Here is a 21419-nt window from a genome sequence, read left to right on the forward strand (position 1 = left end):
ATGGATCATCTGAATGACATGGAAATTTTTGCGCGCGTGGTTTCATCCGGCAGCATGTCGGCGGCGGGGCGGGAGCTCGGCCTGTCGCCCGCCGTCATTTCCAAGCGGCTGCGGCGGCTTGAAGAGCGGCTGGGCACCCGCCTCCTGCAGCGCACCACCCGGCAAATTGCCCTGACCGAAACGGGGCAAGGCTATTACGAGCGGGTCCTGGCGATCCTGTCGGGTGTCGAGGAAGCGGAAGCTTTCGTATCGCGCCGTTCCGAACAGGCACACGGCCTGCTGAAAGTCTCGGCGCCCACCACCTTCGGGCGCATGCATATTGCGCCGCATCTCGAACCCTTCATGCGGGCCAATCCGGATCTGTCCATCAATCTCATGCTGACGGATGAATTTGCCGACATTGTCGGGGAAGGCTATGACCTCGCCATCCGCATTGCGGAGCTGTCCGACTCCAGCCTGGTGGCGCGCAAGCTCGCGCCGGTGCAAAGATATCTTGTTGCATCGCCGCGCTATATCGCCGAGCACGGAACCCCGCATTCCATTGCGGACCTCGACCATCATATCTGTCTTGCCGCCCATAACGGCGATCCCTGGCGGCTGAACGGGCCGGATGGCAGCGTATCCCTGCGCCCGACCGGGCCGATCCTGACCAATTCGAGCGAGGTGGTGCGCGCCGCGGTGCTCGGCGGTCTTGGCATAGCCTTGCGCTCCACCTGGGACATCGGGCCTGAACTTGCTGCCGGCCAGCTTGTCCGCGTGCTGACCGGCTACGCCGCTTCGCACAACATCGCGATTTACGCGATTTATCCCTCAAGGCAGTTTCTGCCGGCGAAGGTCCGCGTGTTCATCGACTATCTCGCGGCGCTCTACGGCCCAGTGGCGCCATGGGACCGGGTCTGATCAGTCGTCATTGTGGGATTTGCGGATCGATTTCACCAGAAACCACATGGCAATGATCGCTATGGGAACAAAGGCAGCGGTGACAACCGATGAGTGCAGTTCCGGCACATAGGCCTCGGCGCCCTTGGCAAGATAATAGAACAGGCCCACGACATAGTAGGAAATCGCGGCCACCGACAGGCCTTCCACCGTCCGCTGCAGGCGCAGCTGCAGTTGCGCGCGCCGGTTCATCGAGCTCAGGAGATCACGGTTCTGCCGTTCCAGTTCCACGTCAACCGACGTGCGCAGCAGCGTGGCGGCGCGCGAGAGTTTTTCCGACAGGTTTTCCTGTCTTCCGCTGACAGAATGGCATGTGCGCATGGCCGGTGCCATGCGCCGCTGGATGAACGCCGCCCAGGTTTCATAGCCGGTCACCGGCTCCTCCTGCAGCGCGGCCAGCCGTTCCAGCACGATGCCATTATAGGCCCGGCTTGCCCCGAACCGGTACAGGCTCGAGGCTGCATCGGCTTCGAGTTCCGCGGCAAGGGAGGTCAATTCATCGAGCAGTTTGTGATTATCGGCATCCGGTGCGCGCATTTCCGTGGTCAGACCCGCCAGGCGGTCCTCGATGCGGCGAATGCGCGGCGACAGGGACTGCGCCAGCGGCAGGCCGAGCATGGCAAGGGTCCGGTAGGTCTCAATTTCGATCACACGCTGCGACAGGGCACCGGCGCGGGCGGGCGACAGGCCATCATCGAGGATCAGAATGCGGGTCATGCCGTCGCCGTCCTGCCGGAAATCCGTCACGATGGATGCACGCCCGGTCTCGACATCGCTGTAGCAGAGGCTGGCCGGATCGAATTCCTCCACCAGCGCCGCGGCGCCATTGTCCTTGCGGATGATCTCCAGCCGCACGCCGTCAATCACGGTGCCCGGCGGATTGAAGCCCTCCCCGAACGGATGCTGTGCTGCCTGGCCGGCGCGCGGCAACGGACCTTCCCACAGATAGGTCGAGAACTCCGTATGCCGCTCCCAGCGCAACGTGCCGTTGCCCCAGGGCATGATGTGGTGGCGGGCATCGCGCGCGGGAGGCGCTATGCCTATGCTGCGGCTGAGCTCCGCCAGAACCGCATGATCGACCGTGGAACCGCCTTCGGTCATGAAGGCAAGCTGGATGAGAAGGCGCGGCGTATCCACCAGGGGATAGGGCCGCGCATGCACTTCACCCAGCGCCACGCAACGCTCCGCATGCCCCGGAAAGCCCATCACGCCCGGCCCCGTGGCCGCGTTGGAAAATGCCGCCGCTGTTTTCAGTCTTTTCCCCTTCATACCGGCCCCTTTGGTGGCGTGTTCACAAGATGGTGAACGCAATGACCGGCCCTTTCAATGCTCCTTTACGCCGGAAGGCTGCGGCTATGCGACGCTTGCCAACTGGATCAAAGAATTGACCAGTTTCGTGATTTGCCGGTACGCTGTCAGGACACATCACTCCTGCGGACGATTTTCATCATGAGCAGCCCGGTTTTTGCCCGCATCCACTCCTCGCGAACGGCCGATGACATTATCGGCCAGATCGAGACACTCATTCTCGAGGGTATTCTGCGCGTGGGCGACCGCTTGCCGGGCGAGCGCGACCTTGCCGTGCAGTTCGACGTATCGCGCCCCATTCTGCGCAGCGCGCTCAAGGCTCTCGAAGCCAAGGGATTGCTTGTCGCGCGCCATGGCGGCGGCACCTTCGTTGCAGATGTCATCGGCGAGGTCTTTTCCAAGCCGGTCATGGAGCTGATCTCCAGCCACCCGAAGGCAGCAGCGGACTATCTCGAATACCGCCGGGAGATCGAAAGCATCGCGGCGGATTATGCCGCGCGCCGGGCAACGGACGATGACCGCCTGCTTTTGCGCGGTATCGTTGACGCGATGCAGCGCGCCTACGAGACCGATGATTTCAAACGGGAGGCCGAGCTGGATGTCGAATTGCACAGCACCATCGGCGAATGTGCCCACAATATCATTCTGCTGCACACGCTGCGCTCCTGCTACCGGCTGCTCGCCGACGATGTGTTCTACAATCGCACCCTCATCTACGGCTTTCCCGGCGCCCGGGAAAAGCTGCTGCAGCAGCATCTGTCCATCGCCGCCGCCATCCTGGCTGCAGATCCCGACGGGGCGCGGGCTGCCGTGCACGGGCACATCGACTTTATCGAACAGGCCCAGAAAGACGCGGCGCGCAGCAGTGCCTGGCAGGAAACATCGCGGCTGCGGCGCAGCCAGCGGGAATTGGATCGCCCATGAAGACAGTCGACTTCAAACATGCGCGCGGTCCCGATCGCCTGCGGGTCTATGCCATCGGTGACGTGCATGGCCGCCTCGATCTGCTGCAGGAGATGCACCGGTGGATTTTGGCTGAAAACGCCAAGGAGCCGCCGTTCGACTGGGTGGCGGTGCATCTCGGCGACTATGTGGATCGCGGCCCGGATTCCAGGGGGGTGCTGGAGCATCTGGTGAACGCCCAGAGGAAGAACCACCGCATGCTGACGCTGGCAGGCAATCACGATATCGGATTTCTGGATTTTCTGGCCACGGGCGACGCGCATGGCGTCTTCGCCCGGCATGGCGGCAGGCAGACAGCGCGCTCCTATGGCGTAACGATCGATTTTGACGATCCGGCCTCGGTGGCGGCGGGACGCTCTGCCCTGCTGCGCGCCGTGCCGGCAACCCATGTGGAGTTTCTGCGCGGTTTGCGCCGCTCGATGATCCTCGGAGATTTTTTCTTCTGTCACGCCGGTATCAGGCCCGGGGTTGATTTCGACCGGCAAAATCCGGACGATCTGATCTGGATTCGCTGGGAGTTTCTCGACGATCCCCGGTTGCATTCCAAGGTCGTCATTCACGGTCACACACCGGCCAGCGATGTGGAAGTGCGGCAGAACCGGGTCAATCTGGATACCGGCGCCTATGCCAGCGGCCGCCTCAGCGCCATCAGGATCGACGCTGAAGCCAAGTCTTTTCTGGAAGCGATTGTTTAACGCGAGGCGGAGCTGATTCCGTAACCATCGCTCGATACGGTGCGGCCTCCGGCATCAACCGATACCAGTTCGGCGCCCATGAAAAGGATCGATGCAAGCATCATTGCGGTCAAGAGGGCGGCACTTTTCATCGTCATTCGGGCGTTTCCATCAGTCTCTACGGCCTGGCTTCATGCCAGCTAACCGGCCCGGCAACTACAGCGCACAATTCTTTCCAGCAAGTGAACGAAAGCCACGCTCCCCATGAATACCGACGGGGCAATTTGATTCAAATTTTGCCTGTTGCACAGATGCAACTGAATCGTCCGCCGCTAGATCAGTGCGACCCAGGCGCGCGCCAAAGCGAGGCCGGCCGCATCGGCCGAAGCACCGTTTTCCGCAACCAGTGCCGGATAGTTTGCAAGCCAGCCGGGGTTGTCCCTCATGATCTCGCCGTGGAAAACATGCCGCCATTCCTCGACCAGCGCGGTATCTGCCTCGAAGTGAAACTGGATACCATAGACGGCCCGCCCGACGCGGAAGGCCTGATTGCGCGTCATCGCACTCGAGGCGAGATGCACAGCGCCTTCAGGCAGGGAAAATGTATCCCTGTGCCAGTGAAAAATCGGAAAGTCGTGCGCAACCGCGGACAGCACGGGATCGGCTGCCGCTTCGGCCGTCACCGTGACCGCATGCCAGCCGAATTCCTGCGGACGATCCAGGATATTTTCAGCCCCGTAGCCGCGCGCGACAAGCTGGCTGCCAAGGCAGATGCCAAGCACCGCCTTGTCCGCATCGCCAAAGCGCCGGATCAGCCGGGCAAGCGCGGGAAGATAGGGAAACTGGTCGTCAGCAAGGGCATTCTGATCGCCGCCGAGCGAGATCAGCGCGTCGTAACCGGCGTCATCGGCAGGCAACGGTTCACCGGTATGGGCCTGCACCAGATCAATCTGTGCACCGGCCTCCGCCAAGGCCTGTCCAACAAGCCCCAATCCGGTATTCTGATAATTCTGTACAACGAGAACGCGCATTCTACCTGCCTGATGATCGCATTGACGATGATCCTGCGATAGCATGGAGCCTTCACAGCCGGAAGCCATCAAATGCCCCTGCAAAACCGTGTCACACCCTTCGGCGACATCCTCGCCGTTCCCCAGCGCGGAACCCTCATGGGCAATCGCGGCATCATCCACGATCCGACAACGCGCACCCTGCTGAAACGGCGCTGGACCACCAGGGCCTGGATCATCTGCGTCTGCGCATTCAGGAACGTCCGGCGCGCCGTCATGGCCCGGCAAAGCTGGACCGAGCTGTTCTTTCTCGATGAGCCGACGGCGCTCAGTGCCGGACACCGCCCATGCTTCTATTGCCAGCGGGAACGGGCGAAGGCCTTTCAGGCGGCCTGGGCCGATGGCAAGCGCATCGCCAGACAATCGGCACCGGAAATGGACCGCGTGTTGCACGGGGAGCGCCTCGACGGGGACGGCGCCAAGAGACGCCACCGGCTTGCAACGGCGGTTAAGGACCTGCCGGATGGAAGCATGATCGCCTCCGGCGACAATGCCTATCTCGTCTATCGGCGCGCGACTTATCTCTGGTCCTGGGACGGCTATGCGGCCTGCCCCCTGCCCACACGGGACGTCAGCCTGCTGACACCGCCCTCCACCGTTGAGGCCTTGCGCGGCGGTTACCAGCCAATCATCACGGGAGTTCAATCTTAATGCGTTATTTCAGCTAAAAACGCACTCCATGTGAATGTCCTCCGGTTCCATCGCAAACAGTTCCGGATCGGGCGCGGTCACGATACAACCGAGATGTCGATAGAAATTCACCGTGTGCTCCGATGGCGTGGCGGAGATATAGAAGCCCTTGGCGCCGCGCTCCTTCGCCGCCTGCCTGCTGCGTTCAAACAGCCGCACACCCAGGCGGCGGCCGCGATAGGCGTGGCTGACATGCAGAAAACTCAACTGCAGCAAGTCTTTCCTTGGACCGCGCCAGATGCTGTCGACAATGGCCGCGCCCGCGAGTTTTCCGCCATCGAAGGCGCCAAAGAACTGGCCGCCCCGGTCAAAACTTTCCTGAAGCAAGGGCGTGTATTTTTCCGGCTCGCCCTCTTCCCAACCCGGCGCATCACAAAATTCGGGATGGAGAACCAGTTCCCCATCTTTCAGCGTATAGATGTTTTCGATGATTTCGCTGCGGTCAATGCTCCAGACATGTTCGATCTGATCGCGGGTGAGAGGACGTATTTCCATGGCTTTGTTCTGCAATGTCAAAAGTGTTCATGTTCTTTCCAGACATATAGAACAAAACCGTATCTGGCAAATGCCGTCTGATCTTATGCCTTGGCGCCCTCCGGTACTGACCGGCCCAGTTTCCATCCAAGGCTGGTACCGGCCGCAGCGATGAGAATGGCTGCAGATCCCAGGAACTGAACGGGCTGCAGCTGATGCCCGAAGGCGAAATAATCAACCAGAATGGCAGCGATGGGATAGATGAAGGACAGCGATCCGGTGAGATGGGTTGGCAATTTCTGGATGGCGCTATAGAGCAGAATATACATCAATCCCGTGTGAACCACACCAATCGTGACGATGCTGCCCCATTTAGCCGCGCCTTTCGGCAGGACACTGAAATCGGCAAGCGGCGCCATCAGCACGATGCCGACGCAAACCTGAATGAGCGCAATCAGATGCGGCGGCGTGCCCTTCAGCCGCTTGGCCACGATGGATGCGATGGCGTAGAGAAAGGCCGCGCCCAGCGACAGGCCGATACCGGCCATGTAGTTGGTTCCCGTATAACCGCCGCCGGGCTTGGCCTGAACGATCAGCAGCATGCCGGCAAATGCGACAGCCAGCCAGAACAGCTTGGTGAATGTCAGTTTCTCCTTGAAGATCAGCGCGCCCAACACGACGAGCATGAACGGCTGGACATTGTAGACCGTCGTCGCAATGGCAATGGACGCACGGGAATAGGCGGCAAAGAGCAGCACCCAGTTGAGCACAATGGCAACGCCGCCAAGAACGGCAAGACCGAACAGCTTCCATGACATGATGTTGGGACGCAGCAGGCCGAGTGCAGCGCAAACGCCGAGCAATGTCAGCGCTCCAAAGGCGCAGCGCCAGAACACGACGGATAAGACCGGCTGACCGGACATCAGCACAAACCAGCCGATCGTGCCCGAAATCATCATCGCAGCGGTCATTTCCACGCTGCCTCTTGCTACATCCCGTTCCATAGCGCTCGTCCCTTCATCTTGCATCACAAGACTATTCGGCGGGACGGCGTTTTGATATATGAAGAAGAAGGTACAATATTGAGTACACCTGTTTAATGCAGGTAAATTCCCTGATCTGCCTTACGAGGTTGCTATGCTCGACGAAATGGACAAGACCATCCTCGGCATTCTGATCGAAGATGCGCGAATCTCGCTGAAGGAACTGAGCCAGAAAGTCGGGCTCTCGTCCCCCAGCGTGTCCGAGCGACTGCGGCGGCTTGAAGAAAAAAAGGTGATCCGCGCCTTCACCGTCGATATCGATCCGGCGGCGCTCGGCTACAATCTGACAGCCATCGTGCGGGTCAGGCCCCTGCCCGGCATGCTGCATATCGTCGAGCGGCTGATCCAGGAGATGCCTGAAATTACGGAATGCGACAAGGTGACGGGTGATGACTGCTTTATCGGCAAGCTGCATTTCCGCAGCATGGAACAGCTGGATGGCCTGCTCGACCGGCTGGCGGAAAAGGCGGAAACCAACACCTCCATCGTCAAATCCTCGCCGGTGAAGCGGCGTCTGCCGCCTCTCGGCTGACACCGTCCGCTTGACCGCCCCATCCCCTCTCTGGCATCCATCTCCCATGCGCGCAAATTACAGAATGCAACGGCTTTATATGACCGCAGATCTGGCGGCAGGCAGGCGAACCGACGCCCCGGCGGAAGCCGTCAACTATCTTGCCAATGTGCTGCGGATGAAGGACGGCGATGAAATCCTCGTTTTCAACGGCCGGGACGGCGAATGGCGCGCCGCCCTGCGCTTTGAAAGCAAGAAGAAACTGGCGCTGGAACCGCTTGAACTGACGCGGGTGCAACCGGCAACGCCTGATCTTGTCTATTGTTTCGCCCCGCTCAAGCAGGGGCGGCTCGACTACCTCGTGCAAAAAGCGGTTGAAATGGGTGCCGGGGTTCTGCAACCGGTGATCACCCAGCACACGCAGGTCACCCGAATCGGCACGGACCGGATCGAGGCCAATGCCATCGAGGCGGCGGAGCAATGCGGCGTGCTGGCCATCCCGGAAACGCGCGAACCGGTCAAGCTTGAGAAACTGCTGGATGGCTGGGATGCGGGGCGGAGGCTGATTTTCTGCGACGAAGGTCATGATACCCATAACCCGCTGCCACTGCTACAAAGCCTGCCGCGCGGGCCGCTTGGTGTTCTCATCGGCCCGGAAGGCGGGTTCTCGGATACGGAGCGCGAGACCTTGCGCAAACTGCCGTTTGTCACCGCCATTCCGCTGGGCCAGCGCATCCTGCGCGCCGACACAGCCGCCGTTGCCGCACTCGCGCTTATTCAGGCGACGATCGGCGATTGGTGAGTTACAAATTCTCTTGATGAGTGCATCAGCGAAATTTGCTTGCGCTCTTTTCCGAAAACAGCCAATCACGCCGCAAGTTCGAACATTCTAGTGGGGAAGCACCATCCATGGCGCGCGATACAACAGACGAGACGCCCCTTTCCGGTACGGAAGAACTGGCGACCTACCTCGCCCAGGGCTCCAAGCCACAATCGGCATGGCGCATCGGCACGGAGCATGAGAAATTCCCGTTCTACACCGAAGACAACAGTCCGGTTCCCTATGACGGTCCGCGCGGCATCCGCGCCATCCTTGAAGGCATGCAGTCGAAGCTGGGCTGGGAACCGATCATTGACGAAGGCAATATTATCGGCCTGGTCGAGCCAACCGGACAGGGCGCAATCTCGCTGGAACCGGGCGGCCAGTTCGAACTGTCGGGTGCACCGCTCTCCACCATCCACCAGACCTGCCGCGAAACCAATGCGCATCTGGCGCAGGTGCGCGAGATAGCCGAACCGCTCGGCATCCGCTTCCTGGGTCTCGGCGGCAGCCCGAAATGGACCCTGGCCGAAACGCCGCGCATGCCGAAATCCCGCTACAACATCATGTCCAACTACATGCCGAAGGTCGGCAAGGACGGGCTGAACATGATGTACCGCACCTGTACCATCCAGGTGAATCTCGACTTCGCCTCGGAAACCGACATGCGGCGCAAGATGCAGGTGTCCGTAAAGCTGCAATCCATCGCCACGGCGCTGTTCGCCATGTCGCCGTTCACCGAGGGCAAGCCGAACGGCCTGTTGTCCTGGCGTTCCAATATCTGGCGCGATACGGACAACAACCGCTCGGGTGTGCTGCCGTTCATCTTCAACGAAAATTTCGGCTTTGCCGATTACGTGGAATGGGCGCTCGACGTGCCGATGTATTTTGTCCTGCGCCATGGCCGTTACCATGACTGCACGCATGTGACCTTCCGCCAGTTCATGAACGGCGCGTTGAAGGATACCATTCCGGACGCCACGCCCAATATGGGCGACTGGACGAACCACCTTTCAACGCTGTTCCCGGAAGTGCGGCTGAAGCGCTTCCTTGAAATGCGCGGCGCCGATGGCGGCCCGTGGCGGCGTATCTGCGCGCTGCCGGCATTCTGGGTCGGCATTCTCTACGACGCCGAGGCCCTGGATGCGGCGGAAGCCCTCACCCGCGACTGGACCTATCCGGAAGTGCAGGCTTTGCGCGATGAAGTGCCGGCAAAGGGCCTGCGCGCCACGCTGCGCAACCGCTCTGTGCACGACATTTCCCGCGACGTGCTGGCGATTTCGCGCCTTGGCCTGAAAAACCGCGCGCTGCTCAACAGCGAAGGTTTTGACGAGACGCATTATCTCGCATCGCTGGAGGAAGTGGTCGCGCGCGGCACGACCTCCGCCGAGCAGATGCTCAGCCAGTACAACACGGTCTGGGGCGGTTCGGTTGAACCTGCCTTTCTGGAGTACGCCTACTAATTCCACCCTTTGGGAGACATGCGATGACCAAGACCATCCTGATAACAGGTGCAAGCCGTGGCATTGGCCGTGCGGCGGCCATTCTTGCGGGTCAAAAGGGATGGTCGGTCGGCGTCAACTATATCGGCAACAGGGCTGCCGCCGACGAGGTGGTTGCGGCCGTCATCGCAGCCGGCGGTAAGGCAAAAGCCATACAGGGTGACGTCGCCAACGAGGCCGACGTCATCGCCATGTTCAAGCAGACCGAGGAACTCGGCCCGCTGGACGGCCTTGTCATCAATGCCGGTATCGTAGCGCCCGCATCCAAGCTGATGAATATCGACACCGAACGCCTCAAACGCATGTTCGATGTGAATATCCTCGGCGCCTATGTCTGCGCCCGCGAGGGTGTCCGACGCATGGCGCGATCGCGCGGCGGCAAAGGCGGGTCGATCGTCATCCTGTCATCCGCCGCAGCCCGCCTCGGCGGACCGTCGGAATATGTCGACTACGCCGGATCGAAGGGCGCGATGGATACGCTGACCATCGGCCTTTCCAAGGAAGTCGGTGCCGAAGGCATCCGCGTCAATGCCGTCCGCCCCGGCCTGATCGAGACCGACATCCACGCCAGCGGCGGCCAGCCGGACCGGGCGCAGCGCCTCGGCGTGATGGCACCGCTGGGACGGCCGGGAACGGCTGACGAAGTCGGCGAATCCATCGTCTGGCTGCTCAGCGATGCCGCGTCCTATGTGACCGGCGCACTCCTTGATGTAACCGGCGGGCGCTAGTCAAGAATTTGACTCCCGTTGCCCGACTTATGTGTTATGCGGAAGCCAGATTGTCTGACGCGGATTCTTCACACCATGCCCACACACAAAGCGCTCACCGAAGCCTTCATTCCCGAACTGCCGAATTATTACCGCGGCAAGGTGCGCGAGAATTATGATCTGCCGGATGGGCGGCGCATCATTATCGCCACGGACCGCATCAGCGCATTTGACCGGATTCTGGCCTGCATTCCGCTGAAGGGCGAAGTGCTGACGCAGACCGCGCGCTACCAGTTCGAGCAGACCAGCGATATCTGTCCCAACCATGTGCTTGATTACCCCGACCCGAACGTCGTGGTTGCCCGCCGCCTCGATATCCTGCCGGTCGAAATCATCGTGCGCGGCTATCTCGCGGGAACCACCGGCACGTCGATCCTAACGCTCTACAAGGCCGGCAAGCGGGAGATGTATGGCACGACCTTCCCCGACGGCCTGCAGGACAATGAAAAGCTTCCCGCACCGATCATCACGCCGACATCCAAGGCGTTCGATGGTGGCCATGATGAACCGCTGACCGCCCGGGAAATACTCGACCAGAAGCTACTGACGCAGGAACAGTGGGACACGATTTCCAGCTATGCGTTCAAGCTTTTCGCGCGCGGACAGGAAATTGCCGCAAGCCGCGGCCTCATTCTGGCCGATACAAAGTACGAGTTCGGCACGGACGCCGACGGCAACATCGTGCTGGCCGATGAAATCCACACATCGGATTCCAGCCGCTACTGGTTTGCCGACAGCTATGCGCCGGGCAAGCGCCCGGTCAGTTTCGACAAGGACTTCATCCGCACCTGGGTGGTCGAACGCTGCGACCCCTACAAGGATGATATCCCCGAGATTCCGCAGGATATGATCGAGGCGACGACCAAGGTCTATATCCAGGCCTATGAAACGATTACCGGTGAAACATTCGTGCCCGGCGATCCCGCCGTTGATCCGCTCGAACGCATCCGCAAGAATCTGGCGCAGTACTTCTAACCCGATAAAAAGATTGAACTTTGGTTGTCGGCAGGGCTACTCTTCTCTCGTGCATCAGCCCGAAGGAGGATCGGCGCCATGAATCTTGTAGACATGTTCCTGAAGGGACAGGGCGGGCAGGCCGTGGAGGCATTGTCCCGCCAGTTTCAGCTCTCGCAACAACAGACAATCGCCGCCATCGAGGCATTGATGCCTGCCTTTTCGCAGGGCTTGCAGCGCAATACCGCCGATCCCATGGGCGTCGGCGCCTTCATCCAGTCGCTGTCATCGGGCCAACACGTCAATTATTTTGATAATCCGCAAGCGGCCTTCAATCCGGCGGGTATCGCCGACGGCAATGCCATTTTGAACAATCTGTTCGGTTCGAAGGAATTGTCACGCGCCGTCGCCGATCACGCCGCGCGGATGACCGGCATCGCCGTCAGTACGCTGCAGCAGATGCTGCCGGTGCTCGCATCCATGACCATGGGCGGGCTCTACAAGCAGTCGACAGGCCAGTTTGCGGCGGCCGGGCTCGGCGGCGGCAATGTCATTGGCGATTTCATCGAGCAGATGATGCGGCAAAGCGGCGGCATCGGCGGCCAGACCGCGCCCAACCAGCCGGGCGCCGCCAACCCCTGGGGCCAGATTCTGGAAAGCATGCTTGGCGGCGGCGCTGCCGGAGCGCCGCAGCAGCCGCAGGGTCAGGCCAATCCGTGGGGCAACAATCCGCTTGGCCAAATCCTCGAACAGATGACGCGCGGCGGGTTTCCCGGCGCCACGCCGCAAGGCCAGCAGCCGGCGGGGAATGCGCAGAACCCGTTCGGCGACAATCCCCTCGGCAAAATCTTCGGCGATATGCTCGGCGGCGGCGCGCAACAGCGCACGGCACCGGAGCCTCAGCCCCGGCAGCCGGACCAACCACCCACTGCCAACAATCCGTTCAAGGATGTCCTCGACCAGATGTTCGAAACGGGCCGGAAAACCAACGAACAATACCAGAAGGGCGTGGAATCCATTTTCGACCAGTATCTGCGCGGCATGGACCGCAACAAGTAGCGGCCCCATAAAGAAAAAGCCCGGCCAGAAGGCCGGGCAGTGGGCAGGCGGGGCACCGGGAGGGGATTCCGGTGTGAATGGGACGCCTGCTAAACCGTCAAAATCGATGCTCAGCTGATCGAGCGTGCTGCGCGCAAACGGGCCCGTACATCGGCCAGTGCACCCAGTTTTTCGCTCGGATCTTCAAGCAGCGACGTGCCAAGAGCCGAATGCAGATCACCGCGCGTGACACCGATGTCATGCAGCATTTGATCGTTCCACTCCCCGAGGCTCAAAATCGTTTTGCGATTGCGGCGGGCGACGATCATTCGGGTGACAAAGCCAGCGGCCTGAGCCAGCGCGAAAGCGATCGCGGGCACAAATCCATTTACTTCAGTCGTTCTCGTTGTCGTCGTCATCGCCCTACTCCTTTTTGAATGGCGCTGATCAAGAAGGGTTGAACCGCGTTGAAACCATTTTCTACGCATCACGCCCGGTATCGTTTCAACACGGGCGTCTCCTGAACATCTGTAGAATGATCCACAAAAATTGATTATTCAAACGAATGTTTTTCATGTAAACGTTCAATAATAATGATGGATTGTGCCGTCCGGGAGCGAAGCCATGAATGCGCCTCTTGATCTTGACCAATTGCAGACATTTATCGCCATTGCCGACAGCGGCAGCTTCACCCGAGCTGCGGATGCGGTCAACAAGACACAGTCAGCGGTCTCCATGCAGATGCGCCGGCTGGAAGAGCGGGTTTCCAAGGCACTCTTCGAACGGGACGGGCGCACCAACAAGCTGACCGAAGACGGCGAGCGTCTGCTGGCCTATGCCCGCCGCATGATGCAGCTCAACGGCGAAACCATCGCCGCTTTCGACGATACGCAGTTGCAGGGACACATCCGCATCGGCACCCCGGACGATTATGCCGACCGCTTCCTGCCGGAAATCATGGCGCGCTTTTCCCGGTCCAACCCGCGCGTCGAACTTTCGGTGGTGTGCGAGCCCACGGTCAATCTCGATGAGATGATCCGCAAGGGGCAGCTGGATCTCGCGCTGGTCACCCAGTGCGACGACATGCGCCGTTCGGAAGTGGTGCGCAGCGAGCAGTTGCTCTGGGTCACGTCGGCGCACCATACGGTGCATGAGGAGAAGGTGCTGCCGCTTGCCGTTGGCCGGCCGACCTGCATCTGGCGCGCCGCGGCAATCGACGTGCTCGACACCATGCATCACGATTATCGCATCCTGTTCACCAGCTGGTCGGCGACGGTTCTGGCGGCCGCTGTGCTCGCTGGTCTTGCCGTCTCGATCCTGCCGGAATGCGCCCTGCGCCCCGGCATGCGCGTGCTCACCGAAGCCGACGGCTTTGGCCGCCTGCCGGAATTCGGCATCGGCATCATGCGCGGCCACACCAAGCCCTCGGCCATCGTGGACGCGCTGGCGCAGCATATCGTCGAAAGCCTCGACAACCTGTCGATGCCAACCCCGGTCAGCATGGCGCCGGCGGCCGCGCCCAACCAGGTCAACCCGCGGCTGCGGCAGGTGCGCTCGACAGAGTTGGTTCCGGGCTGGTAGGCAGTTACAGCCCGCCCTGCCACGCCTTGATGGCATCGAGCGGATAGACCAGCATCAGGACATTGAGGGTGAGGTTGTCACGAATGACATATCCCGCCAGCAATTCGAACACGATGGCGATGAGGATCGTCAGCCAGAGCGGCGCGCGGGAGGCAAAGAAAAAGCCGATCACCATGAACAGGATATCGCACACCGAGTTCAGCACGCTGTCGCCGGTATAACCGAGCGCAATGGTCGCCTCGCGGTAGCGGTTGATGACCATGTCGGTGTTCTCGAAAATCTCCCACGCGGCTTCCACCACGATGGCAAGCAGCAGGCGCAAACCCACCGGCCTGCCGCGCGCAACCAGCCACAAAAGGCCGTAGAACAGAAAGCCGTGGATAATGTGCGACAGGGAATACCAGTCGGAAATATGCTGGGAATTGTCGGACGAGTTGACTTCGCCCACCCAAAGCTTGACCGTTCCGCAGGTGCAGATCGGATTGCGGCCCATCCACAGCAGGACGATGGCGGTCACCGCGATCATCGCGGCGCCGATCATCAGATAATGGCGCAGACTGAGACGTTGCATCATGAGCATTCCCCCTTTTCATCCCCGGACCCTGGAACCCGCCTGTCCAAGACTTGACGCCGTTCGCCACCCCGGTAGGAATAGGAAATGACCGAAAAGTCCGAATCGACGTCCAATGTCGCCGAGTATTCCGTATCCGAAATCTCCGGAGCGCTAAAGCGCACTGTTGAGGACACGTTCGGCCATGTGCGCGTGCGCGGCGAAATTTCCGGTTATCGCGGCCCCCATTCCTCGGGCCATGCCTATTTTTCCCTGAAGGACGACAAGGCGCGGATCGAGGCAGTGGTCTGGCGCGGCAGCATGAGCCGGCTGAAATTCCAGCCTGAAGAAGGCATGGAAGTCATCGCGACCGGCAAGCTGACCACCTATCCCGGCTCGTCAAAATACCAGATCGTCATCGAGCAGATGGAGCCGGCCGGCGCAGGGGCTTTGATGGCGCTTCTGGAAGAGCGCAAGCGCAAACTCGGTGCGGAAGGTCTGTTCGACCCGGCCGCCAAGCAATTGCTGCCCTTCATGCCGCGCGTCATCGGCGTGGTCACTTCGCCCACCGGCGCGGTTATCCGCGATATCATTCACCGCATTACCGACCGCTTTCCGCTGCATGTGCTGGTCTGGCCGGTGCGTGTGCAGGGCGAAACGTCAGGCGCGGAAGTGGCCGCCGCTGTCAATGGCTTCAACACCCTGCAGCCGGGCGGCGCCTTGCCCCGGCCCGATGTTCTCATCGTGGCGCGTGGCGGCGGCAGCCTGGAAGATCTCTGGGGGTTCAACGATGAAGTCGTCGTGCGCGCCGTTGCGGCATCCGATATCCCCGTCATTTCAGCCGTCGGGCATGAAACGGATTGGACGCTGATCGATCTTGCCGCCGACGTCCGCGCGCCGACCCCGACCGGCGCCGCCGAAATGGCGGTACCGGTGCGGGCCGACCTGCAGGCAAGCGTTGCCACCTATGGCGCGCGGTTGGCTGCGGGCATGTCGCGCTACCTCGACAGTCGCCGCCAGGCCCAGCGCGCCCTGTCGCGCGCCCTGCCCTCGGCCGACCAGCTGCTTGCCCTGCCCCGGCGGCATTTCGACGAAACCGCCGCCCGGCTCGGCCGTGCCTTGCAGGCGAACACCCAGAAAAAGCGTGCGCATTTCGATGGCCGTGCCCGGCAATTGTCGCCGCGGGTCCTGCAGCAGCGGTTTCGCGAAAAGCAGCGGGAAGTCACCGTTTTCGCCGACCGCCTGCCGCGCAGCCTTGGTGTTTTCCTGCGGGACCGGCGCGCCGTCTTCGCCCGTCATACCCAGCGCCTGTCGCCCGAACCGATTGCCCGCCTTGCCGTGCGGGGACGCCAATCGCTGACCCAGCTGGAGCGGCGGCAGGATCAGGCCATCGGCATCACGCTGGACCGGGCCAGGCGGCGCGGCAGCGAACTGGAACGGCTGATGAAAACGCTTTCGCACGCAAGCGTGCTTGAGCGCGGCTTTGCCATCGTGCTCGACACGGCGGGAGCACCGGTGAAACGCGCCGCCGCCGTCGGCAGCGGTGATCATCTGACGCTGCGCTTCCAGGATGGCGAGGTTCAGGCCGTGGCCGGGGAATCCGATGCCAATCCGATCAGGCCAAAGCCGGACCGTCCGGCACCAGCGAAAAAGCCAGCCGCGCCCGGCACCGACCAGGGCTCGCTGTTTTAATTTACTCGCGCGTCCATTCCGGGCTGTTGAGCTCGATCAATGAGCGCGACCAATCCTCGATGAAACGCTGTCTCTGCGCCCAATCCTGCACGGCCAGCAGCCCCGGCCCGATGCGGATGGGCTGGGCAATTCCTGATTCCTTCAGGTTCTGCGGCCCGTCAACATCCGGCGGCAGGCCGCCCGTTTCGGAAAAATAGAAGGCGTTGCTGCGCGCAATCGCCTGGCCGCGCTCCGACAGGAGATAATCGAGGAACTGCGCGCCAAGGTCGCCGCGCTCTGCGGATTTGGGAATGAGCGCGCCGCGGCTGAGCACCAACGTATAGTCCCGCGGCACGACAACCCTGAGGTCGGGATGCTTTCGCGCCGCGTCATAGGCATAGGAACCCAGCATGTTGTAGCCGATATACAGCCGGCCGCTCGCCACCTCCTCGAGAATTTCGCCGGTGCAGCATCGCGCCACCGCAGAAGCGCGCGCCATGCTTTCCAGCAAGCGGCCAAAAACGGTATTCGTCTGGCGCGCGTCGTTGAAGGCCAGCAAATAGCCAATGCCTGACAGGCGGATGTCGTAGGTGCCGACACGGCCGCGATAGTAATCGAGACGTTCGCGCAGGAGGTCGGCCAGTTCCACATGGGTGCGCGGCACTTCGGCCGGCGGCACCTTGCGCGTGTTGTAGACGAAGACCGCCGGTTCATAGGTGAAACCAAAAACCTCGTCGCGCCAGTTGGCCCAATCGGCCACACGCAGCGTTTCCGGCGATGTATGCGATGCGGCGCAGCCATCATTGGCCAGTTTCAGCAGCTGATCGACTGACGAGGACAGGAGTAGGTCGCCGAGCGGCTCATCCTTGCGGCAGGCTTCGCTGGCCAGCGCGTGCAGCTCATTGGTGAGATACTCGATGTAATCAATCGATATGCCCGGCGCGGAGCGCTGAAAATCGTCAATCAGCGGCTTCATGGCGGCCAGGTCCGTGGTCGAATAGATCGTCAGCCTACCGGTTTCCGTCTGCAGCGACGGAAACCGCGTCTGGTTGTCCGCGGCCGCCAGAACCTGGGATGTCAGGGCAAGGATTGTGGCCATCAGGGTAGCCATGAAACGTTTCATCATTTCGCGGGGCCCTTGTACAACGGCAATGTCAGGATAACCGTGAAGCTCTTCTCGTCGCGCGCGCGAAAACCCAGCGTACCGCCATGGGCATTGACGACTTCCTGGGCAATGGCGAAGCCGAGGCCGGAACTGCCTTCGTGCGATTTCGACGTGGCGAAACGCTGGGTGGCTTTTTCCCAGCCCTCCGGCGGAATGCCGGGCCCGTCATCCTCGACCTCGACATAGGCATCAAGCGCATCGGAGCGCACGCGCACCTCAAGCCGCTGATCCGTTCCGTGCCGCAGGGCATTGTCGATGACATTGACGATAGCCTCGCGCAGGCTGACCGCATCGCCAAGGACAAAGGGGCGGTCATCGGGCGCTTCGAACGAGATGACGATATCGGGGTCAACGGTGATGGGAATGGCGGCGCGATAGGCACGGCGCGCCACATCGACAAGGCTGATCGGCTCCAGCTGGATGGAATCGGCGCGGTGGATGACCATGGCATGGCTGAGCAACTGGTTGGTCAGGCGCGCCAGCTCGCCGGTGCGCTGCTGCACGCGTTCGAAATGCTGCCGTCCGGTCTTGTCCAGCTTGTCATGCCCGAGAAGATCGATCTGCGCGGACAGAGCTGTCAGCGGTGTCCGGATCTGATGGGCGGCATCGGCGATGAACCGTTGCAGCAGGTCGACGCGTTCATTCAGGCGGCCCATGAAATGGTTGATGGAACTGACAAACGGATCGAGTTCGCGCGGAACGCCAACCGAGACAGGCGTCAGGTCATGCGGGTCACGGCGGCGCACGGCCGCCCCCAAGCGCTCCACGGGCTGCAAGGCATAGCGGATGGCCAGCATGGCACCGGCAAAGGCGAGAAAGCTCATGACAACGACAAGGATGGTGGCGCGCAGCGTCAGCTCCCGCGTCAGGGCGGAGCGCGCCTCGTTGGTCTGTGCCACGATGACATAGACATGCCCCGTCACCGAGGGGTCGGCCAGCACACGGGTGGCGCGGGCTATGCGCACTGCCTCGCCCTTGTAGATACCTTCGCTGATGCTGACAGCATCGCGCGCGCCGTCCGAGGGCGCCGGGCTTTGCAGATCATCATAGCCGGTCACGGTTTTGCCGTTGGTGTCGATGACGCGGTAGAAAATCCGGTCCCGTTCGGCCAGTCCCAGCAGTTCGAATGCCGATGTGGGCAAACGGGCACTGAGCGCCCCTCTTTCGACCGAAAGACTTTCCGCCATTTGCAGGGCAGCGCCGACAAGCAGCCGGTCGTAGGCCTTGTCGGCCGCCGTTTCCGCATAATACCAGGCTGCGCTGACAAGAAGGGCGGCACCAATGCCCAGAACCAGCGAAATTCGCCGGGCCAGGCGGGCAAAGAGGGACGGCTCATGCTGCATCGCCGGGCACCAGTTGATAGCCCAGTCCGCGCACCGTCACGATGCGCGCCTGCGCGCCTTCCAGTTTCTTGCGCAACCGGCCGACATAGAGCTCGATGGCATTGGCATTGGCAGCCTCGTCGAAACCGAAAATCTGGTCGAGCAGTTCATCCTTGCTGAAAACACGGCCGGGCCGCGCGGCCATGACTTCAAGCAGTGTCAGCTCGCGCCGCTTCAACTGGACTTCGCGCTTGCCCACATGCACGGACCGTGCGCCGCGATCGATGGCGATATCGCCGCATTTGATCAGATTGGTCGCCTCGCCGCCGGTGCGGCGCCGGATCAGCACACGGGCGCGCGCCTCAAGCTCACGAAAATCGAAGGGCTTGACGAGGTAATCATCCGCACCCAGATCAAGGGCGCCGACGCGGTCCTCGATCTCGGAACGCGCCGTGAGCACGAGGACGGGTACGGCATTGCCGGATTTGCGCAGGCGCTTGAGAATCTCAAAACCGTCCATGCCCGGCAGCATGACATCGAGGATGATCAGCGAATATTCGGTGAAATCAATGATTTCCGCCGCCGCGCGCCCGTCGGTTTCCCAATCGACAGCATGGCCGATCGCCTCGAACCGTTTGGCGATAGCCTCCCCCACATCATGCGTATCCTCAACCAGCAATATGCGCATGTTTTTCATTGGCATGAACGCCCGCCGGGATCAATTGACGATGAATGCTTTTACCATGCAGGGATTGAATGCAGCGGGCGCATGGGCCGGACGAACCGGACCGGCTTGGCAAATGGGCGCCGGAGCGATATCGAACTCCCGTTGATGACATCGGGCAGAGAATGAAGATGATGATGATCCGACCAATACAACCGGACGACATACCGCCGCTGGTGGCAATCTGGGAAAGCGCCGTCCGGGCGACGCACCATTTCCTGTCCGAGGAAGACATCCAGTTCTTCCTGCCGCTCGTGCGGGACGAAGCCCTTCCCGGACTTGAGGTGTGGGTGGCGCAGTCGCCATCCGGCCCGCTCCTGGGTTTCATGGGCCTGTCCGGTGCCAAGGTGGAGATGCTGTTCGTCGATCCGGCATGGCATGGCCAGGGAACCGGCCGGCAGCTTCTGGATCACGCGCGAACGCTCAAGGGCCGGCTCAGCGTTGATGTGAACGAGCAGAATCCCGGTGCGCACGGCTTTTACCGACATTATGGATTTGTTGTCGTCGGGCGATCCGAACGCGATGGATCGGGCCGCCCCTTTCCGCTGATTCACATGCAGCAGCCAGCCTGAGAACCGGTTTGATCCGGCTTTGTATTTCGGAGGATATTGGGGGGCTTTGGGAAGAAGTGGTACGGACGGGTGGATTCGAACCACCGACCTCAGGAGCCACAATCCTGCGCTCTAACCAACTGAGCTACGACCGCGCACCGTCTTCTTTTCGACAGGGGTCACATACGTAAGATTGATGCTTTTGGCAAGCACCCGATGCAACAGAAAGGCAAAAACCAACAAAAAAGAAAAGGCCGGGGGAGGAACCGGCCTTTTCCATTAATGCAAGACCCATACGGGAGGAACTATCGGGTCTTGCTCGTCCAGCGGCCGGGAGGAGGAGTGCCGCCGGAGTATTTTTTCATCAAGGGCCTTTAAATCAGGCGACCTTGACGTCCTTGATTGCCTTCTCGACAGCCGACTTGACCGGAGCGGAGATTTCTTCAACAGCCTTGGTTGCAACTGTCTGGAATTCCTTGGCCTGATCGGTCAGGGCTTCAGCCTGCTTGCGAACGAACGCGCTCTGCAGTTCGATGACTTCGCCGAAAGACTTAACGCCGATCAGAGCTTCGATATGAGCGAAGCTGGCTTCGGTGTTGGCGCGCAGCGCAGCCAGAGCCTTGAGCGAGAGAGCAGCAGTGTTCGACTGTGCAGTTTCAAAGGTGCTTTCGAGTGTCTTCTGGGCAGCTTCGGCCTGATCCTTGATCTTAGCATAGGCTTCCTTGGACTGGGCAACGCCCTTCTCGGTGAATTCGCGAACCTGATCGGTTACAGCGGTTGCATCAAAGGCAGGGATCGAGAACGCATCAGCAGTCTGTTTGGTGGTCTTGCTCATAATCTGTTCCTTCCGTGTGCAGCCGGTCTATGCGACTGCTTGTGAATTCATGACGAGTATATAACCCAATTTATTGTGCAATGCAACATTTCTTTTGCGGTGCACAATCAAGCGCCTGATTTTTCATTCAAATATTTTTGTGGAGCGTCTTCCAAGTTAACTAAACCAAGAGAAAGACGTGTGACGTAAGGGACTGTGAGTGGACGATTGGTCGCCAGACGATTATTAACAGAGTATTAAGACAATCCGCAGACAGCGGATGCTTTA

General features: G+C 60.9%; 24 protein-coding genes and 1 tRNA gene. 13 read left to right on the plus strand and 12 right to left on the minus strand.

The features are described 5' to 3' along the window. Positions 1-900, plus strand: a complete 900-nt coding sequence (locus C5750_RS20695; RefSeq protein WP_105736303.1) for a LysR family transcriptional regulator — start codon at positions 1-3, stop codon at positions 898-900. Here C5750_RS20695 and C5750_RS20700 read toward each other — a convergent pair whose 3' ends face one another. Then, positions 901-2208 (minus strand): DUF3422 family protein, encoded by a 1308-nt coding sequence (locus tag C5750_RS20700; RefSeq protein WP_245421186.1) that lies wholly within the window; start codon positions 2206-2208, stop codon positions 901-903. It lies immediately after the preceding gene. A 180-nt stretch (positions 2209-2388) separates the two neighbouring features. On the opposite strand from C5750_RS20700, the gene C5750_RS20705 reads away from it, so the two are divergent. Next, the gene (locus tag C5750_RS20705) at positions 2389-3171 is read left to right on the plus strand and encodes an FCD domain-containing protein (protein WP_105736305.1); all 783 of its coding nucleotides are present in this window, start codon (positions 2389-2391) and stop codon (positions 3169-3171) included. Further along, positions 3168-3905, plus strand: a complete 738-nt coding sequence (locus C5750_RS20710; protein WP_105736307.1) for a metallophosphoesterase — start codon at positions 3168-3170, stop codon at positions 3903-3905. The genes C5750_RS20705 and C5750_RS20710 overlap by 4 nt, the downstream gene beginning before the upstream one ends. Here the strand turns inward: C5750_RS20710 and C5750_RS26650 are convergent. Together C5750_RS26650 and C5750_RS20715 are read right to left on the minus strand one after the other, a co-directional pair. Further along, a complete protein-coding gene (locus C5750_RS26650; protein ID WP_165401767.1) occupies positions 3902-4042 on the minus strand; it encodes a hypothetical protein in 141 nt (46 codons plus the stop codon). The genes C5750_RS20710 and C5750_RS26650 overlap by 4 nt on opposite strands. A 174-nt stretch (positions 4043-4216) precedes the next feature. Beyond that, positions 4217-4915, minus strand: a complete 699-nt coding sequence (locus tag C5750_RS20715; RefSeq protein WP_105736309.1) for a type 1 glutamine amidotransferase — start codon at positions 4913-4915, stop codon at positions 4217-4219. A gap of 72 nt (positions 4916-4987) precedes the next feature. Between C5750_RS20715 and C5750_RS20720 the strand changes: the two genes are divergently transcribed. After that, entirely contained in the window at positions 4988-5605 is a 618-nt protein-coding gene (locus C5750_RS20720) for a hypothetical protein (protein WP_105736311.1), read from the plus strand. A gap of 9 nt (positions 5606-5614) precedes the next feature. Here C5750_RS20720 and C5750_RS20725 read toward each other — a convergent pair whose 3' ends face one another. Then, complete coding sequence (locus tag C5750_RS20725; RefSeq protein WP_105736742.1) at positions 5615-6139, minus strand: GNAT family N-acetyltransferase; 525 nt, start codon at positions 6137-6139, stop codon at positions 5615-5617. 83 nt (positions 6140-6222) lie between these two features. Then, positions 6223-7122 carry a DMT family transporter gene (locus C5750_RS20730; RefSeq protein ID WP_105736313.1) on the minus strand — a complete coding sequence of 300 codons (900 nt, stop codon included), beginning with the start codon at positions 7120-7122 and terminating at the stop codon, positions 6223-6225. A 133-nt stretch (positions 7123-7255) separates the two neighbouring features. Between C5750_RS20730 and C5750_RS20735 the strand changes: the two genes are divergently transcribed. From C5750_RS20735 to C5750_RS20760, 6 genes are all read left to right on the plus strand, one after another. Then, the gene (locus tag C5750_RS20735; RefSeq protein WP_105736315.1) at positions 7256-7693 is read left to right on the plus strand and encodes an Lrp/AsnC family transcriptional regulator; all 438 of its coding nucleotides are present in this window, start codon (positions 7256-7258) and stop codon (positions 7691-7693) included. Between the two features lie 46 nt (positions 7694-7739). After that, entirely contained in the window at positions 7740-8474 is a 735-nt protein-coding gene (locus C5750_RS20740) for a 16S rRNA (uracil(1498)-N(3))-methyltransferase (protein ID WP_105736317.1), read from the plus strand. Between the two features lie 107 nt (positions 8475-8581). Then, positions 8582-9955 carry a glutamate--cysteine ligase gene (locus tag C5750_RS20745; protein ID WP_105736318.1) on the plus strand — a complete coding sequence of 458 codons (1374 nt, stop codon included), beginning with the start codon at positions 8582-8584 and terminating at the stop codon, positions 9953-9955. Positions 9956-9978: 23 nt separating this feature from the next. Next, entirely contained in the window at positions 9979-10722 is a 744-nt protein-coding gene (locus tag C5750_RS20750) for an SDR family oxidoreductase (RefSeq protein ID WP_105736320.1), read from the plus strand. 75 nt (positions 10723-10797) lie between these two features. Continuing rightward, positions 10798-11736, plus strand: a complete 939-nt coding sequence (locus C5750_RS20755; RefSeq protein WP_105736322.1) for a phosphoribosylaminoimidazolesuccinocarboxamide synthase — start codon at positions 10798-10800, stop codon at positions 11734-11736. A 78-nt stretch (positions 11737-11814) separates the two neighbouring features. Beyond that, positions 11815-12774: a DUF937 domain-containing protein gene (locus C5750_RS20760; protein ID WP_105736324.1), complete on the plus strand. Its 960-nt coding sequence runs from the start codon at positions 11815-11817 to the stop codon at positions 12772-12774. Between the two features lie 110 nt (positions 12775-12884). Here C5750_RS20760 and C5750_RS20765 read toward each other — a convergent pair whose 3' ends face one another. Continuing rightward, positions 12885-13172, minus strand: a complete 288-nt coding sequence (locus C5750_RS20765) for a DUF1127 domain-containing protein (RefSeq protein WP_158531265.1) — start codon at positions 13170-13172, stop codon at positions 12885-12887. Positions 13173-13377: 205 nt separating this feature from the next. Between C5750_RS20765 and C5750_RS20770 the strand changes: the two genes are divergently transcribed. Next, positions 13378-14334, plus strand: coding sequence for a LysR substrate-binding domain-containing protein (locus C5750_RS20770; protein WP_105736328.1), 957 nt, complete (start codon positions 13378-13380; stop codon positions 14332-14334). 4 nt (positions 14335-14338) lie between these two features. Here C5750_RS20770 and C5750_RS20775 read toward each other — a convergent pair whose 3' ends face one another. After that, positions 14339-14908: a DUF2585 domain-containing protein gene (locus C5750_RS20775; protein ID WP_105736744.1), complete on the minus strand. Its 570-nt coding sequence runs from the start codon at positions 14906-14908 to the stop codon at positions 14339-14341. Positions 14909-14992: 84 nt separating this feature from the next. Between C5750_RS20775 and xseA the strand changes: the two genes are divergently transcribed. Beyond that, positions 14993-16576: an exodeoxyribonuclease VII large subunit gene (gene xseA, locus C5750_RS20780; protein WP_105736330.1), complete on the plus strand. Its 1584-nt coding sequence runs from the start codon at positions 14993-14995 to the stop codon at positions 16574-16576. Position 16577: 1 nt separating this feature from the next. Here xseA and C5750_RS20785 read toward each other — a convergent pair whose 3' ends face one another. Genes C5750_RS20785 through C5750_RS20795 form a run of 3 tightly spaced genes read right to left on the minus strand, consistent with a single transcriptional unit; the run spans position 16578 to position 19730 of the window. Continuing rightward, entirely contained in the window at positions 16578-17666 is a 1089-nt protein-coding gene (locus C5750_RS20785) for an ABC transporter substrate-binding protein (RefSeq protein WP_245421187.1), read from the minus strand. A gap of 11 nt (positions 17667-17677) precedes the next feature. Continuing rightward, positions 17678-19063 carry a sensor histidine kinase gene (locus C5750_RS20790; protein WP_165403429.1) on the minus strand — a complete coding sequence of 462 codons (1386 nt, stop codon included), beginning with the start codon at positions 19061-19063 and terminating at the stop codon, positions 17678-17680. Further along, positions 19053-19730, minus strand: coding sequence for a response regulator transcription factor (locus C5750_RS20795; RefSeq protein WP_105736336.1), 678 nt, complete (start codon positions 19728-19730; stop codon positions 19053-19055). The genes C5750_RS20790 and C5750_RS20795 overlap by 11 nt, the downstream gene beginning before the upstream one ends. 173 nt (positions 19731-19903) lie before the next feature. On the opposite strand from C5750_RS20795, the gene C5750_RS20800 reads away from it, so the two are divergent. Then, positions 19904-20338, plus strand: a complete 435-nt coding sequence (locus tag C5750_RS20800) for an acetyltransferase (RefSeq protein ID WP_245421188.1) — start codon at positions 19904-19906, stop codon at positions 20336-20338. Positions 20339-20395: 57 nt separating this feature from the next. Here C5750_RS20800 and C5750_RS20805 read toward each other — a convergent pair. After that, positions 20396-20472, minus strand: a tRNA-His gene (locus C5750_RS20805). A 224-nt stretch (positions 20473-20696) separates the two neighbouring features. Further along, positions 20697-21152, minus strand: coding sequence for a phasin (locus C5750_RS20810; RefSeq protein WP_105736338.1), 456 nt, complete (start codon positions 21150-21152; stop codon positions 20697-20699). Positions 21153-21419 lie beyond the last annotated feature (267 nt).

It is taken from the genome of Phyllobacterium myrsinacearum (genome assembly GCF_002980555.1).
In the GTDB taxonomy this organism is placed as follows: domain Bacteria; phylum Pseudomonadota; class Alphaproteobacteria; order Rhizobiales; family Rhizobiaceae; genus Phyllobacterium; species Phyllobacterium myrsinacearum.

Excerpts from the sequence above, each read along its gene's own strand:
- C5750_RS20695 (WP_105736303.1), top strand. The coding sequence starts at position 1 with ATGGATCATCTGAATGACATGGAAATTTTTGCGCGCGTGGTTTCATCC.
- C5750_RS20700 (WP_245421186.1), bottom strand. The coding sequence starts at position 2,208 with ATGAAGGGGAAAAGACTGAAAACAGCGGCGGCATTTTCCAACGCGGCC.
- C5750_RS20705 (WP_105736305.1), top strand. The coding sequence starts at position 2,389 with ATGAGCAGCCCGGTTTTTGCCCGCATCCACTCCTCGCGAACGGCCGAT.
- C5750_RS20710 (WP_105736307.1), top strand. The coding sequence starts at position 3,168 with ATGAAGACAGTCGACTTCAAACATGCGCGCGGTCCCGATCGCCTGCGG.
- C5750_RS26650 (WP_165401767.1), bottom strand. The coding sequence starts at position 4,042 with ATGACGATGAAAAGTGCCGCCCTCTTGACCGCAATGATGCTTGCATCG.
- C5750_RS20715 (WP_105736309.1), bottom strand. The coding sequence starts at position 4,915 with ATGCGCGTTCTCGTTGTACAGAATTATCAGAATACCGGATTGGGGCTT.
- C5750_RS20720 (WP_105736311.1), top strand. The coding sequence starts at position 4,988 with ATGCCCCTGCAAAACCGTGTCACACCCTTCGGCGACATCCTCGCCGTT.
- C5750_RS20725 (WP_105736742.1), bottom strand. The coding sequence starts at position 6,139 with ATGGAAATACGTCCTCTCACCCGCGATCAGATCGAACATGTCTGGAGC.
- C5750_RS20730 (WP_105736313.1), bottom strand. The coding sequence starts at position 7,122 with ATGGAACGGGATGTAGCAAGAGGCAGCGTGGAAATGACCGCTGCGATG.
- C5750_RS20735 (WP_105736315.1), top strand. The coding sequence starts at position 7,256 with ATGCTCGACGAAATGGACAAGACCATCCTCGGCATTCTGATCGAAGAT.
- C5750_RS20740 (WP_105736317.1), top strand. The coding sequence starts at position 7,740 with ATGCGCGCAAATTACAGAATGCAACGGCTTTATATGACCGCAGATCTG.
- C5750_RS20745 (WP_105736318.1), top strand. The coding sequence starts at position 8,582 with ATGGCGCGCGATACAACAGACGAGACGCCCCTTTCCGGTACGGAAGAA.
- C5750_RS20750 (WP_105736320.1), top strand. The coding sequence starts at position 9,979 with ATGACCAAGACCATCCTGATAACAGGTGCAAGCCGTGGCATTGGCCGT.
- C5750_RS20755 (WP_105736322.1), top strand. The coding sequence starts at position 10,798 with ATGCCCACACACAAAGCGCTCACCGAAGCCTTCATTCCCGAACTGCCG.
- C5750_RS20760 (WP_105736324.1), top strand. The coding sequence starts at position 11,815 with ATGAATCTTGTAGACATGTTCCTGAAGGGACAGGGCGGGCAGGCCGTG.
- C5750_RS20765 (WP_158531265.1), bottom strand. The coding sequence starts at position 13,172 with ATGACGACGACAACGAGAACGACTGAAGTAAATGGATTTGTGCCCGCG.
- C5750_RS20770 (WP_105736328.1), top strand. The coding sequence starts at position 13,378 with ATGAATGCGCCTCTTGATCTTGACCAATTGCAGACATTTATCGCCATT.
- C5750_RS20775 (WP_105736744.1), bottom strand. The coding sequence starts at position 14,908 with ATGATGCAACGTCTCAGTCTGCGCCATTATCTGATGATCGGCGCCGCG.
- xseA (WP_105736330.1), top strand. The coding sequence starts at position 14,993 with ATGACCGAAAAGTCCGAATCGACGTCCAATGTCGCCGAGTATTCCGTA.
- C5750_RS20785 (WP_245421187.1), bottom strand. The coding sequence starts at position 17,666 with ATGGCTACCCTGATGGCCACAATCCTTGCCCTGACATCCCAGGTTCTG.
- C5750_RS20790 (WP_165403429.1), bottom strand. The coding sequence starts at position 19,063 with ATGCAGCATGAGCCGTCCCTCTTTGCCCGCCTGGCCCGGCGAATTTCG.
- C5750_RS20795 (WP_105736336.1), bottom strand. The coding sequence starts at position 19,730 with ATGCGCATATTGCTGGTTGAGGATACGCATGATGTGGGGGAGGCTATC.
- C5750_RS20800 (WP_245421188.1), top strand. The coding sequence starts at position 19,904 with ATGATCCGACCAATACAACCGGACGACATACCGCCGCTGGTGGCAATC.
- C5750_RS20810 (WP_105736338.1), bottom strand. The coding sequence starts at position 21,152 with ATGAGCAAGACCACCAAACAGACTGCTGATGCGTTCTCGATCCCTGCC.